We start from the raw sequence: 14,032 nt of genomic DNA on the forward strand, positions 1-14,032 counted from the left end.
CTGAATGATCTGGCGCAGCCGAGCCCGTGGAACACCTATACCATCGACGGCCTGCCGCCGACGCCGATCAATCATCCCGGCCGCGCCAGCATCGCCGCCGTGCTGCAGCCCGAAAGCCATGGCTTCCTGTATTTCGTGGCAGATGGGAAGGGCGGCCATGTCTTCGCCGCCACCTATGACCAGCACCTGAAGAATGTGGCAGCCTATCGCGCCACACAGCGGCGCTAACAGGATCAGTCCTTCGCCGGACTGCGGCGCAGGATCCAGTCCAGCAGTGGATAAGGCAACAGGCCGAGGACGCGGATGATCGCCAGCATCGGCCAGGGGAAGGCGATGCGCCCGCGATTGGCGGCCAGGCCGCGCAGGATGATGTCGGCTGCCTTTTCGGTGTCCATCAGGAAAGGCATCGGGAATTTGTTGCGCGCGGTCATGCGGCTGACCACGAAGCCCGGACAGATCGCCGATACCCTGATGCCCTGCGGCGCCAGCATGCCGCGCAGCTCCTCGGCATAGGAGCGGGCGAAATGCTTGGTCGCGGAATAGGGCGCGGCACCCGGCATGCTTAAGAATCCCGCCATCGACGACACGATGGCGATCTGGCCGCCACCCTGCTGCACCATGATCGGCACGGCTGGATTTACCGTATTCAGCACGCCGCCGATATTCACATCGGTGATGGCCCGCACATGGCCATCGAACTGGTCCCAGGTCTTGAAACCGCCACCGACGCCGGCATTGGCGATCACCAGATCGAGGCGGCTTCTCGATGCAATACGCGCGATGAAAGACTGCATGCCTGCGCGGTCGGTGACGGCCACCGTCTCGGCCTCGACGATGGCGCCGCGGTTGCGGCAGGTGTCGGCCACGGCATTCAGGCGGTCTGTATCGCGGCCGGTCAGTGCCAGCAATACGCCAGGGCGGGCATAGAGTTCGGCCAGCGCCTGGCCGATTCCACTCGATGCCCCGGTGATGATAATGCCTGAAAGCGGTGTTTGCTCCATGGCTTAGCCTCGACCCCCCGGCGGTTTTTCACTATAGTGCGGCGCACCGTAACACTTTCGGGGGAATCGTGTCGCTTGTCAGCATGACCGGCTTCGCCCGCGTCGATGGACGCGTTGGCAACAAGGCCTGGATCTGGGAACTCAAGTCGGTCAACGGCCGCGGGCTGGAGCTGCGCTTCCGTCTGCCGCCGGGATTCGACGCGATCGAGGCCGAACTGCGCAGCCAGGCGCAGGCCAAGCTGGTGCGCGGCAACGTCAATCTCAACCTGAATTTCATCGAGAGCGCAGAAGCCGCCCCGGCCTATCGCCTGAACGAGGCCCTGCTGGAGCAGCTGCTCACCATCGCCACCAGGCTGGAGGCGCGCGGTGTCGGCGCGCCGCGACTGGATGGCCTGCTGGCCGTGCGTGGCGTGGTCGAGCCGGTTGGCGGCGTGACCGAGGATGAAGCCGAGCGCGCGGCGCTTGAAGCCGCCCTCAAGCAGAGCTTTGCTGCTGCACTGGATCGCCTGGTGGAAAGCCGCAATGCCGAAGGCGCCAAGCTGGCCGAAGTGCTGAGTGGCCAATTCAACGACATCGCCAGCCTCACGGCGCGTGCTGCCGGCGTGGAGGCGGTGCGTCCTGAAGCCCTGCGTCGTCGCCTGCGGATGCAGCTGGACGATCTGCTGGCGCAGAAGCCGCCGGTGAGCGAGGAGCGTCTGGCGCAGGAGCTGGCGCTGCAGATCACCCGGCTGGATATCCGCGAGGAACTCGACCGCCTCAAGGCCCATGTCGAAGCGGCGCGCAGCCTGATCGGCGGCGGCGATGCCAAGGGCGTCGGCCGCAAGCTGGATTTCCTGATGCAGGAATTCAATCGCGAGGCCAATACGCTGTGCTCCAAGTCCTTCGATGCCGGGCTCACTGCCATCGGCCTCGATCTCAAACTGGTCATCGACCGTTTGCGTGAGCAGGCCCAGAATGTCGAGTAAAGCGCATGTCGAGTAAGGCCATGCCGGCCCCGATCACTGTGGCCCGCCGCGGCCTGATGCTGGTGCTGTCTTCGCCCTCGGGCGCGGGCAAGACCACGATCTCGCGCCGCCTGCTTGAGCGCGATGACAACCTGCATCTTTCGGTGTCGGTGACCACGCGGCCGCGCCGGCCCGGCGAAATCGACGGTACGCATTACCATTTCATTGGTTCCGACGATTTCGGCCTGATGGTGAATCGCCAGGAACTGCTCGAGCATGCCAAGGTGTTCGACTACTATTACGGCACGCCGCGCGAGCAGGTCGAGAAGCGCCTCTCGGCCGGACAGGACATCCTGTTCGATATCGACTGGCAGGGTACCCAGCAGCTGCGCCAGCGCGCGCGCGACGATCTGGTCAGCGTGTTCATCCTGCCGCCATCGACCCGCGACCTGGAAAAGCGCCTGCATACGCGGGCGCAGGATTCGGCCGAGACAGTCGCCAAGCGCATGTCGAAAGCGGCCGACGAGATCAGCCACTGGGCCGAATACGACTATGTCGTGATCAACGACGATGTCGATCGCTGCCTGGCCGAAGTGGATGCCATCCTGCGCGCCGAGCGGCTGAAACGCCATCGCGGCGTCGGCCTGGTCGATTTTGTCAAACAGCTGCGCGAAGGCCGCTGACTACAGCAGCAACTGACTACAGCAAGCGCGCCAAGGCGCAGAATTCCTCGATCGACAGCGTTTCCGCGCGCCGCGTCGGATCGATGCCGGCCTGTGCCAGCTTGGCATCCGCATCCGGCCATAGCGACCGCAGGGCTGCGCGCAGCATCTTGCGGCGCTGGTTGAAGGCCGCCGCCGTCACCCGTTCGAGCTTGGCCGGCTCGGCCTCGGCCAGGGCCGCGCGTGGTGTCAGTTCCACCAGGGTGGACGTCACCTTCGGCGCCGGCACGAAGGCCTGCGGGCCGATATCGAACAGCAGCCGCACGTCGGCGCGCCATTGCGATGCCACGGCCAGGCGGCCATAGGTTTTGCCGCCGGGCTTGGCCGCCATCCGTTCGGCCACTTCCTTTTGCACCAGCACGGTGATGCGGGTGAAATTCTGCGGCTGCGCCAGCCAGCCGAGCAGCAGCGGCGTGGCGATGTTGTAGGGCAGGTTGGCGACCACCTGCCACGGTGGCGGCGCCAATGTGTTGAAATCGGTTTCCAGCGCGTCGCCGGCATGCAGGGTCAGGCGGCCGGCGGCGGCGTCGACCACAGCCTGCAGGGCCGCCAGGCAGCGTTCGTCACGCTCCACCGCGATCACGCGCGGGGCGCCTTCCAGCAGCAGGGCACGGGTCAGGCCGCCGGGACCGGGGCCGATCTCGATCACGGCCTGCGCGGCCGTCCAGGGCATCGCGGCGCGGGCGATCTTGCGGGTCAGGTTGAGGTCAAGCAGGAAATTCTGGCCCAGCGCCTTGCGCGCGGCCAGTTCATGCTGCGCGATCACCTCGCGGAGCGGCGGCAGCGCCTCAACGCTGGCTGACATGGGTCCGGTGCGCGGCCATGGCCGCGGCCATTCTCAGCGCGGCGATCAGGCTGTCGGGCTTGGCGATGCCCTGGCCGGCGATGTCGAAGGCGGTGCCGTGGTCGGGCGAGGTGCGGATCACCGGCAGGCCCAGCGTCACATTGACACCGGTATCGAAATCCAGCGTCTTGATCGGGATCAGGGCCTGGTCGTGATACATGCAGATCGCGGCATCGTAGCTGGCACGCGCCTCGGCATGGAACATGGTGTCGGGCGGCAGGGGCCCGCGCGCATCGATACCCTCGGCGCGCAGACGCGCCACAGCGGGCGCCACGATGGCGGCGTCTTCCTTGCCCATGCTGCCGGACTCGCCGGCATGCGGATTGAGACCGGCAATCGCCAGGCGTGGCTGACGGATGCCGAATTTCTCCCGCAGGTCATGCGCCGTGATCCGTGCCGTCTCCACGATCAGGTCGGTATCCAGCAGCTCGATGGCGCGTTGCAGGGCCACGTGAATGGTGACGGGGACCACGCGCAGGCGGTCCGAGGCCAGCATCATCACCGGCCGAGCCACATCGCACAGCGCGGCGAGGAACTCGGTATGGCCGGGATGGCTGAAGCCGGCATCATAGAGGGCGGCCTTGTGGATCGGGTTGGTCACCAGTGCTGCAGCCCTGCCATTGCGGCAGAGCGTCACAGCTAATTCGATGGCATGCAGCACGGCGGGCGCATTCAATCGGTCGGGGATGCCGGGCTGCGGGATGGCAGGCAGGGGAACGGACAGAACCGGCAGGGCGTGGTCGAACACCGCGATGGCGTCTTCCGGTTCGGCCACGACCTGCAGCGGCACGGCCCAGCCATGCTGCGTGGCGATGGCCTGCAGGCGGTGCGGATCGTCGAGCAGCAGGAAGGGGCTGAGGCCGGCTTCGCCACGGCGCAGCCAGGCCTGCAAGGAAATCTCGCCACCGATGCCGGCGGGCTCGCCCATGGTCAGGGCAAGCGGGGTCGACAGTGCCGGGACAGTAATCCGCTTTGCGGAATCCGCCACCTTATCTGAATTCGATGGTGGCATCGCGCCGCAGTTCACGGATATAGCGCTGGGCCATCAGTTCGGCGCGGCGGCCGAAGATCGTGTTGCGCACTTCATTCCGGTTCAGGCCGCCGGCATCTTCCTTGGCGCAGAGCGTGAAGAGGTGGACCGCGCGGGATGCGCGTACCGGCTGCGAGGTCTCATTGACATTCAATGGAATCACCGCCTGCCGGAAGCTTTCCGGCAAGTCGCCGACGCGCAGCGTGCCCAGGCTGCCTGAGCCGGGTGCATCGTATTTCGCCGCCACGGCCTCCACATCGTCGCAGCTTTTGATGCCGCCACGGGCCTCACGTGCCTTGGCGACCGCTGCATCCACCTCGGCCGCCGGAGCATTGGCTGAGAGGGGCAGCAGCATCTGCTTCAGCGTGACCCGGTTTTCCTCGACACCGGGCAGGGAGATGCGGCGGCGCTCGCGCAGCGCGATGATCTGCCAGCCGCCAACTGTGCGAATCGGCTCGGAGATTTCGCCCTTGTTCATTTTGGCGACAACAGCATCCACTTCCTCATTCAGGGTGCCGCGCTGCACCCAGCCGACATCGCCGCCATTGGCTGCGGTGGTGCCGCGGCTGAACTGGCGCGCCAGGGCCGGAAAATTCGCACCGCCCCGAATCTGTTCGGCAACGCGCAGCGCCAGCTGACGCTGCGGCTCTTCCTGATCGGGGCTGTCGACTGGAACGAGGATTTCCGACAACAGGTCTTCGGTCTGCCCGACGGTGGCTTTCAGTCGGGCAATTGCCTCGTCGATCTCCTGTTCGGTGATGGTAACCTGGGCGCCGACGCGGGCGCGCACCATGCGGTTCCAGGTCAGCTCCGTGCGGATCTGCGTGACGGCAGCCGTAGGGTCGACACCGGAGCGCCGGATGTATTCTTCAAACCGGCCGGACGGGATATTCATCTGGCGTTCGACCATGGCGACGGCGCTGTCCACATCCTGCTGGGTCGCGGCAAGATTGCGCCGCTTCGACTCCTGCAGCTGCAGGCGCTCGTCGATCAGCGAGCGGAGGGCCTGTTCGCGCACGGCCCGCAAAATCTCGGGGTTATTATCGGGCAGGCGGGTTGTCGCCATGATGATCCGCATCCGCTCGTTGAGGTCGCGGAGCGAAATGACTTCATCATTCACCAGGGCAACGATCCGTTGTTGGTCCTGCGCGTGAAGCGGGATTGCAACGGCGCTGGCCAGGATGAAAACGACAAGAGCGATCAGGCGGTGCATGGGCGGGCTCAGTTGAACGAAGCGATCCTGAAGCGGACGCCAATGGTTGTCGAAGGTTGAATGTCTCGATTCACTGTGAAAGCGCGCTCGGCGAACAGGATGATGTCAAAACATTCATCAGTATAGCGCAAGCCGCCGAAGTTCAGCAAAGAGCCATCATCCTTCAAATCGCGGGTATGGCGAATTTCCGTCGCCCAGTACTTCGTCAGCTGCAACCGCATGGTGGCAGCAATGGCTTCCTGTCGCCCGGTTTGCCGCAGAAAATCGGTATTGGTGAGATCGGCATAGGAAACGCTGATATTGTTCGCAGTGGAACCAAGGGTTGTGCCCAGCTCGTGGCGCCGGACCTCAAAGCTGCTGTTCTGTGCCAAGCGAACCCGATCGACCAGCTGGATGTAGCGGCCCGGCGAGACGGTGAGGCGGCCGACATAGTCAGAGAACTGATCACCGAGGCCAGATGCGGCGGTGAATGTGTCGTCGGTCTTGGCGCGCAGGGACTGGCCGGCGAGGAATTCCACATAGCCGGCATTCTCGCCATAAGCCGCCATGCGCATGCCGTAATTCAGCTTCGGTCCGCCATCCCAGCGGTCGTAGCCCGGGAAACGGCTGAGTGAGAACAGGTTGGTTTCATCGAATTCGAAACTCACGGAATCTTCATTCGGAATATCGCTCCGGTTGCCGCCATAGGGGCTGACCACGCCCATGACGATCGGCTCGATCAGCTGACGCATGCGGCCTTCATCGCGGATCATCGGATAGCGCCAGTCTAGCGCGACGACCGGCAGGACGCGGCCGGTCGCGACGGAATCGCCGGTAGAGCCAGGCACAAGGCTCTGGTTGACATCATCCGACCAATAGCCGTCGGCACGCACCATTGCCGTCGCAGTGATGACTTCGCCGCCTGGTGAATAGTAGGGTTGTGCCCAGGATACGGTAGATGACAGGCGCCGCATATCCGTGCCCTGATCCCGCATCAATGACACCATATTCGCATCCAGGCCCCAGCGACCGCCGTAATCGCCGGGCTCGAAGACCGCCGAATAATCCATGACCGGCACGGCCACCGGCACCGTACTGTTGCGCACGCGGGCCAGCTGATTCTGGAAGGAGAAGGCATTCAGGCTGGCGAAATGACGGTTATTGATCGCTTCGCCATAAACCCGACTGACCAGGGTATTGCCGGCCGGGCGATCCTGGATGGTATATCGGCTCATATAGGTGTCGTCGGTCGAGCGCAGGATATTTGCGCCGTAGGTAATATCGTCCGTGGCACGGAAGGCAGCGTTGGCACGGATATGGCCGCGCACATCGCCGCTGACATCTTCATCGGCCACGCTGCCATCAACCTGGAATTCGCCCCGTGCCGTACGCTGACGGTAGTCGGTGGCCAGGAAGGGGCCCTGGCGGGTCGAATACTGTGGCGTTACCGTCAGGTCGCTGTAGTCATCGATTACATAGAAATAGGGGGTCTGAATCGCCTGCTGGAAGAATGGATTGTTACTATAACGGAATGGCAGGAAGCCGCTGCGGCGGTTTACCGTCGGGTCCGGGTGGCTGAAATACGGTGAATACAGAATTGGAATGCCGAACATTTCAAAGATCGCATCGCGATATGTGATGTCCTGCTCGGCTTCGTTGTGCTCAACCTCACGGCCCTTGACCTGCCACAGCGGCGCCCGGGTCGGGTCGCTCTCGCACAGGGAGCAGGTCGTGTAGACCGCTTTTTTCATGATCGTGCGGTTGCCGTCCTTGCGTTCGGCCTGGACCGCGGCGCCGCGCGACATATCGGTGAGCAGGAAGGAGACATCGCGGATGAACCCGTTCCGCATGCCGCCGGTCAGTTCCATATATTCGGCGAACAGCACGTTGCCGCTGGATTCCATCAGCGAGACATTGCCGGTGGCCGTCACCTTGTCATCGCGTTCGTTGTAGCTGACCATATCGGCCAGCAGCGTGCGGCTGCCCTGCGACAACTCCACCTTGCCCTCGGCGGTGACAATGCCGAGTGACTGGTTGTAGTTGAGCCGATCAGCCGTCAGCAAAACCGGCGCATTCGTGCCGGTTGCCGTCGCTTCGTTCGGTTGTGCCTGGGTTTGCGCGGAATAGGACAGCAGCAAGGCAAGGATTGCTGCATGCAGTAAGCCGCTGCGCCGCGCGCTCATCCGTCCTCCAGATGAAACAGCAGCGAAATCCCGAGCATGACAAAGACCGCAGTGGGCGCCCATGCGGCGAGCGGAACCGGCAGTGTGCCATTGAGGCCAAAGGGCTGCATCAGTTCGACGGTGAAATAGAGCAGGAAGCCGGCCGCGACGCCGCCGGCCAGCATGGTGCCGATGCCACCGCGCCGCGTCAGGCGCAGGCTGAAGCTGGCGGCGATCAGCAGCATGGCGCAGAGCAGCACCGGTGAGGCCAGCAGCGTGTAGAAGTGCAGCCGGTGCCGCATCGCGGAAAAGCCGGCGGATTCCAGAGTGGCAATGAACGACGGAAGTTCCCAGAAGGAGATGGTTGCCGGCGAGGCGAAGCTTTCCTGGATACGGTCATAGGTCAGCGTTGTCGGCACCGTTAGATTCTCATAGCGCTCGGCAGCCCGGTTCGGATAGCTGACGATGGCATTCTGCAGGCGCCAGTGACCCTGATCCAGATAGGCAACGGAGGCATCGATGCGCTTCACGAAGGTGTCGCGGCCCTCGTAGTAAAACAGGATGGCATCGCGCAGTTCCACACCCTGCTGCGCCACGCGCAGGGCATGTACCACGACCTGGCCGGAAGCATCGGCCTCGCGCAGCCACAGGCCGCTGGATGATACCGCCAGCATGCTGGTGCGACCGCGCATCACCTTGGCGTCGATATTCTCATAGCGGGCCAGCATTGCTGCGCTGAGCGGGTTATAGACGGTGACGAGGAAAATGCCGAGCAACAGGGCCAGCGCTATGCCGGGGAAGAGGAACTGCCAGACCGAGACACCGGCGGCGCGACTGACGGTCAGTTCCTGCGACCGCGTCAGGCGACTCAGCGCCAGCATGCCACCGAACAGTACGGCAAACGGAAACAGCTTGGTCATCAGAGATGGCAGCTTGAGCAGCGACATCTCGAAGACCAGATCCAGGGTCGCATCAGCCCGGCCGCTGGCGCGACGCAGCATCTCGACCGCGTCGAAGCTGAACGCCAGTACGGCCAGCACCACCAGCACGGTCAGGATTGCCACCAGGAAGTGGCGGCCGAAATAGAGCGAAAGGGTTGTGGACTGGCGCATCAGGCAGGCCGCGGCGCGGTGCGCAGGATCGGTTCGCGCAGGGCGAGGGCTGCCGCCGCAATGGCAAGCACGGGGACTGCATACATCAATGGAATCAGCGCAAGGGTTTTGACCGCAAGTTGGGTCACGCTCAGGCTGAGCACCTGCAGCAGGATGGCAAAGGCGGCACCGAGCACCAGGCGCTGGCCCTGGCCGCGGCGGTTGAACTCGCCGCCGATCACGCTGGCGATCGCAATCAGGATCAGGGCCGGTGCATAGAGCGGTGTCACCAGGCGGCGATGGCCTTCAACGATCAGCTTGGCATAGTGCTGCACATCGTCCGGATTTTTCATATCCGGCTTGAACAATTCATGCAGATAGCGCTCGGATGGCTCACGCCAGGCTTGGCCTTCCTTTTGGGCATAGGAATCGAGATCGAGGCTGTAATTGTCGAAATACAGCAGCGATAGCGATTTATGCTCGCCATCGATCTGCTGCCTGTTGCCTCTGACCATGTAAAGGCGAGGGCCTTGCGGCGTACGCAGCAAAGTGGCGCGCTCGGCCAGCATGGTAATCGGACTGGCTGAATTGCGGTTGTCATGCACCAGCACGCCCAGCATGTCGCCATTGCTGTCGCGTTCACGCACATAGACGGTCAGGTTGGTGGTGGGTGTGTTGAACACGCCTTCCAGAATGGCCATGCCGGCAAGATCATTGCGGAATTCATATTGCGTGGCGCGCAAGGTGCGTGAGCCCAGCGGCATGAGGTACAGCAGGATGGCATACATCACCACCATGACACCGGCCGAGATGATCATGGCGGGGCGGGCGAGGCTGAGCCGGCTGAAGCCCGCTGCGGATAGCACCACCACTTCGGAATCGCTGGCCAGGCGGTGGAAGGCGTAGAGCGCGGCGCAGAAGCCGGCGACCGGCAGGATGATGGCCACGATGCTGGGAAGAACCAGCAGGGTCAGATAGAAGAAATCGTTGAAGGCGAGGTTGTTGTTGACGATGCGGTCGATGAACCGCAACGACTGGGTCAGCCAGATCACCCCGGTCAGGGTGAGAGTGGCAAATCCCAGTGGCCAGGCGATCTGGCGCATGATGTAAGTGACGACCCCGCGCATGCCGCGCAGTATAGCGATTCCGCCCCCGCTCGCCACAGCCTCGGCCTGAAAAGAACGACTTGGTCCATAAGGCAAAATCGGCGATTCGGCGGCCCGGGCCGATTGATCGGGCAAGGCCGGGACCGCTATAGTCCCCGACCGGTCCACCACAGCTTTTTGCCCGGATTGGAGCATCATGAAAATCGAGATCGTCGACGCCAAACCCCCGAAACGCGGCAGCCTGATTCTGGTGGTCGGCGATGGCCGCCAGCTCGGCCCGCTCGGCCAGCAGGTGGACAAGGCCTGTGGTGGCGCGCTGGGTAAGGCGATGGCCGCTGCGGCGCGCTTTACCGGGGGCAAGGGGCAGTGGCTGGAGGTGCTGGCGCCCGGTGCCGGCCTCGGCCGCGTCCTGCTGGCTGGCCTGGGCAAGACCACCGAGGTCAAGCCGGCCGCCTATGAGGCGCTGGGCGCCGATGGCGTCAAACGGCTGATGACCGCGGGTGAGGACAATCTGGCGATTGCCGCCGAGGTGCTGAAGGGCACCCTGCTGCCGGCCGCCGAGGCCGCCGCCCGCGCCGCCCTGGGCGTCCGGCTGGGCAGCTACCGGTTCGATAAATACCGCACCAAGCTGAAGGACAAGGACAAGCCTTCGCTCAAGGCGGTGTCGGTGCTCTCGGCGGTCGCTCCGGTGGCCAAGAAGATGTACCAGCCGCTCGACAAGCTGGCCGATGGCGTGACCATCACCCGCAACCTGGTGACCGAGCCGGCCAATGTGATTTACCCGGAAAGCCTGGCGGCGGAATGCCGCAAGCTGGCCAAGCTCGGCGTCAAGGTCGAGGTGCTGGGCGAGCGCGAAATGAAAAAGCTTGGCATGGGCGCGCTGCTCGGCGTCGGCCAGGGCTCGGAGCGCGAGTCCAAGCTCGTCATCATGCAGTGGACTGGCGGCAAGAAGGGCGGCAAGCCGGTCTCCTTCGTCGGCAAGGGCGTCTGCTTCGACACTGGCGGCATCTCGATCAAGCCGGCCGGTGGCATGGAAGAGATGAAATGGGACATGGCCGGCGCCGGCGCGGTGATCGGCACCATGGCAGCCCTCGCCGGCCGCAAGGCCAAGGTCAATGCCGTCGGCGTCGTGGCGCTGGTGGAAAACATGCCGTCGGGCACCGCGCAGCGGCCGGGCGATGTGGTCACCTCGATGTCGGGCCAGACCATTGAAGTTCTGAACACCGATGCCGAAGGCCGCCTGATCCTGTGCGATGCCATGTGGTACACGCAGCAGCGCTTCAAGCCGCAGTTCATGGTCGATCTCGCCACCCTGACCGGCGCGATCATCATCGCGCTCGGCCATGAGCATGCCGGCCTGTTCTCCAACAGCGACCGCCTGTCGGAGCAGCTCAGCGCATCCGGCAAGGTCGAGGACGAGCTGCTGTGGCGCCTGCCGCTGGCGGAAGCCTATGACGAAGCCCTGAAATCGCCGATCGCCGACATGCAGAATATCGCCGGCCCCGGCGCCGGCGCCGGTTCGATCACCGCGGCGCAGTTCCTGCAGCGTTTTGTCGTCGACAAGACGCCCTGGGCGCATCTCGACATCGCCGGCGTGGCCTGGAGCAAGAAGGACAAGCCCACCGTGCCCAAGGGCGCCACCGGCTTCGGCGTGCGGCTGCTCAACCGGCTGGTCGCCGATCACTACGAAGATCGGTAAGTGACCGAGCTGCTGTTCTACCATCTGACCCGGCGGCGCCTGGACCAGGTGCTGCCGGAGCTTTTGGAAAAGACCCTGCAGCGCGGCTGGAAGGCGGTGGTGAAAGGCGGCAGCGCCGAACGCATCGAGGCGCTGAACGGCGAGCTGTGGAGCTATGGCAGCAACAGCTTCCTGCCGCATGGCCTCAAGGCCGACGGCTTCCCCGACCGGCAGCCGATCTATCTCACCATCGAGGATGAGCGGCCGAACCAGGCCGATGTGCTGTTCCTGGTCGATGGCGCCGATGCGGCGGATGTTTCGCCCTACACCCGCGTCTGCGACCTGTTCGACGGCAACGACGATGCCGCCGTCGATGCCGCGCGCCAGCGCTGGAAACGCGCGAAAGACGCCGGCCACAAACTGACCTACTGGCAGCAGTCTGAGGACACCGGCGGCTGGGTCAAGAAAGCGGAAGGGTAAGTAAGGCCCTCACCCCAACCCTCTCCCGCAAGCGGGAGAGGGAGGGCCCCGCCGCGAAGCGGTGGGAGGGTGAGGGTGTCACGCCGCTTCCGCCTGGGCTTCTTCCAGTTTCGCCTGGGCGTCGAGCCAGGCTTCCTCGGCTGCTTCCAGCTGCTTCACCAGATCGCCATGCTGCTTCTGCAGCTCGGCCTGCTTCGCCGGCGCCAGTTTCGTATAGGTGTCGGGATCGGCGAGCGTGGCATCGAGCCGCATCTTCTCGGCATTGAGCTTCGCCATCGCCTTCTCGGCGGTCTGCACGGCGATGCGCAGCGGCGCCAGCGCCTGGCGCGCGGCCGCCGCGGCCTTGCGGTCGGCCTTGCGGTCGGCGGAGGCATCGACGGCCTTGCCGCCACCTTTCAGCTTCACCGTGCTCGCTGCCGTGCGGCGGCGGTCGGCCAGCAGTTTGGCATAATCGTCGAGATCGCCGTCGAAATCCTGCACCGTGCCGTCGCCGACCAGCCAGAAGCGATCCGCGCAGGCTTCCGCCATATGGCGATCATGGCTGACGAGAATCACGGCGCCCTTGAACTCGTTGACCGCCTGCACCAGCGCATCGCGCGTATCCATGTCGAGATGGTTGGTCGGTTCGTCGAGAATCAGCAGATGCGGCGCATGGTAGGTCACCATGGCAAACAGCAGGCGCGCGCGTTCGCCGCCCGAGAGCTTGCCGGCCACCGTCTGCGCCTTTTCGCGCGTCAGGCCGAAGCTGCCGAGCCGCGTGCGCAGCTGCTCGATGGTCCATTTCGGCATCAGGTCGGCCAGATGCTCGACCGGCGTGCGGTCTTCGTCCAGCACCTCGTCCTGGTCCTGGGCGAAATAGCCGATGCGCAGCTTGCCTGAGCGCTGGATGCGGCCTGCTTGCGGTTTCAGCGTGCCGGCGAGGATCTTGGCCAGCGTCGACTTGCCGTTGCCATTGGCGCCCAGCATGGCGATGCGGTCTTCCATGTCGATGCGCAGGTCGAGATTGCGCAGCACCGGCTTGTCGGCCGTGTAGCCGGCGGTGAGATGGTCGAGCACGATCAGCGGCGGCGGCAGTTCTTCCGGATCGGGCAGGCGGAAGATCACGGTGGGATCTTCGATGGCCGCCGTGATCGGCTGCATCTTGGCCAGCATCTTCAACCGGCTCTGCGCCTGGCGTGCTTTCGAGGCCGAGGCGCGGAAGCGGGCGACGAACTCTTCCATATGCTTGCGCTGTTCGGCCTGGCGCGTGGCAAAGGCGGTCTGCTGTTCCATGCGTAGCCGACGCTCGGTCTCAAACGTGTCGTAGTTGCCGCGGTAGAGCACGAGCTTGGTGTTGTCGATATGCAGGATGTGCTCGATGGCGCTGTTCAGGAAATGGCGGTCGTGGCTGATCAGCAAAAACGTGCGCGGATAGGTCTTCAGATAACCTTCGAGCCAGAGCGAGGCTTCGAGATCGAGATGGTTGGTCGGCTCGTCGAGCAGCAAAAGGTCGGGCTCGGAGAACAGGCAACCGGCCAAGGCCACGCGCATGCGCCAGCCGCCGGAGAAGCTTTCCAGCGGGCGGTTCTGCGCCGCTTCATCGAAACCCAGACCGGCGAGGATGACGGCGGCACGCGCTGGCGCGGTATGGGCATCGATCTCGGCCAGCCGCATATGCACGGCGGCGATGCGCTCGGCATCCTCCATGCTGGTGGAATTCTCCAGCTCGTCGGCCTCGATCAGCAGCGCCTCGCGCTCGGTATCGGCGGCCAGCACATAGGCAATCGGGCTCTGCTCGCCCGA

General features: G+C 64.3%; 13 protein-coding genes. 5 read left to right on the forward strand and 8 right to left on the reverse strand.

What is annotated here, in order from left to right; translation table 11 throughout:
* On the forward strand, nucleotides 1–228 hold a 228-nt coding region (locus AAG799_RS18885), incomplete at its 5' end, for an endolytic transglycosylase MltG (protein ID WP_341898361.1).
* Nucleotides 229–233: 5 nt separating this feature from the next.
* Here AAG799_RS18885 and AAG799_RS18890 read toward each other — a convergent pair.
* Nucleotides 234–1,001: an SDR family NAD(P)-dependent oxidoreductase gene (locus tag AAG799_RS18890; protein ID WP_341898362.1), complete on the reverse strand. Its 768-nt coding sequence runs from the start codon at nucleotides 999–1,001 to the stop codon at nucleotides 234–236.
* Nucleotides 1,002–1,069: 68 nt separating this feature from the next.
* On the opposite strand from AAG799_RS18890, the gene AAG799_RS18895 reads away from it, so the two are divergent.
* Both AAG799_RS18895 and gmk read left to right on the forward strand, forming a co-directional pair.
* Nucleotides 1,070–1,966 carry a YicC/YloC family endoribonuclease gene (locus AAG799_RS18895; protein WP_341898363.1) on the forward strand — a complete coding sequence of 299 codons (897 nt, stop codon included), beginning with the start codon at nucleotides 1,070–1,072 and terminating at the stop codon, nucleotides 1,964–1,966.
* Nucleotides 1,967–1,971: 5 nt separating this feature from the next.
* The gene (gene gmk, locus AAG799_RS18900) at nucleotides 1,972–2,628 is read left to right on the forward strand and encodes a guanylate kinase (protein ID WP_341898364.1); all 657 of its coding nucleotides are present in this window, start codon (nucleotides 1,972–1,974) and stop codon (nucleotides 2,626–2,628) included.
* A gap of 16 nt (nucleotides 2,629–2,644) precedes the next feature.
* On the opposite strand, the gene rsmA is transcribed toward gmk, so the two are convergent.
* The 6 genes from rsmA to lptF are packed head-to-tail and all read right to left on the reverse strand — an operon-like array spanning nucleotide 2,645 to nucleotide 10,113.
* The gene (rsmA, locus tag AAG799_RS18905; RefSeq protein ID WP_341898365.1) at nucleotides 2,645–3,472 is read right to left on the reverse strand and encodes a 16S rRNA (adenine(1518)-N(6)/adenine(1519)-N(6))-dimethyltransferase RsmA; all 828 of its coding nucleotides are present in this window, start codon (nucleotides 3,470–3,472) and stop codon (nucleotides 2,645–2,647) included.
* On the reverse strand, nucleotides 3,456–4,499 hold the full coding sequence (pdxA, locus tag AAG799_RS18910) for a 4-hydroxythreonine-4-phosphate dehydrogenase PdxA (protein ID WP_341898366.1): 1,044 nt from the start codon (nucleotides 4,497–4,499) through the stop codon (nucleotides 3,456–3,458). The genes rsmA and pdxA overlap by 17 nt, the downstream gene beginning before the upstream one ends.
* A 1-nt stretch (nucleotide 4,500) precedes the next feature.
* Nucleotides 4,501–5,754: a peptidylprolyl isomerase gene (locus AAG799_RS18915; protein WP_341898367.1), complete on the reverse strand. Its 1,254-nt coding sequence runs from the start codon at nucleotides 5,752–5,754 to the stop codon at nucleotides 4,501–4,503.
* Between the two features lie 8 nt (nucleotides 5,755–5,762).
* Nucleotides 5,763–7,916, reverse strand: a complete 2,154-nt coding sequence (gene lptD, locus AAG799_RS18920; protein WP_341898368.1) for an LPS assembly protein LptD — start codon at nucleotides 7,914–7,916, stop codon at nucleotides 5,763–5,765.
* Nucleotides 7,913–9,007 carry an LPS export ABC transporter permease LptG gene (lptG, locus tag AAG799_RS18925; RefSeq protein ID WP_341898369.1) on the reverse strand — a complete coding sequence of 365 codons (1,095 nt, stop codon included), beginning with the start codon at nucleotides 9,005–9,007 and terminating at the stop codon, nucleotides 7,913–7,915. Before lptG ends, lptD begins: the two co-directional genes overlap by 4 nt.
* Nucleotides 9,007–10,113: an LPS export ABC transporter permease LptF gene (lptF, locus tag AAG799_RS18930; protein WP_341898370.1), complete on the reverse strand. Its 1,107-nt coding sequence runs from the start codon at nucleotides 10,111–10,113 to the stop codon at nucleotides 9,007–9,009. Before lptF ends, lptG begins: the two co-directional genes overlap by 1 nt.
* 175 nt (nucleotides 10,114–10,288) lie before the next feature.
* Here lptF and AAG799_RS18935 point away from each other — a divergent pair, with 175 nt between their 5' ends.
* Both AAG799_RS18935 and AAG799_RS18940 read left to right on the forward strand, forming a co-directional pair.
* The gene (locus AAG799_RS18935) at nucleotides 10,289–11,791 is read left to right on the forward strand and encodes a leucyl aminopeptidase (protein WP_341898371.1); all 1,503 of its coding nucleotides are present in this window, start codon (nucleotides 10,289–10,291) and stop codon (nucleotides 11,789–11,791) included.
* A complete protein-coding gene (locus AAG799_RS18940) occupies nucleotides 11,792–12,250 on the forward strand; it encodes a DNA polymerase III subunit chi (protein WP_341898373.1) in 459 nt (152 codons plus the stop codon).
* Between the two features lie 78 nt (nucleotides 12,251–12,328).
* Here the strand turns inward: AAG799_RS18940 and AAG799_RS18945 are convergent.
* On the reverse strand, nucleotides 12,329–14,032 hold a 1,704-nt coding region (locus AAG799_RS18945), incomplete at its 5' end, for an ABC-F family ATP-binding cassette domain-containing protein (RefSeq protein ID WP_341898375.1).

Source organism: Ferrovibrio terrae (assembly GCF_943371255.1).
Classification (GTDB): domain Bacteria; phylum Pseudomonadota; class Alphaproteobacteria; order Ferrovibrionales; family Ferrovibrionaceae; genus Ferrovibrio; species Ferrovibrio terrae_B.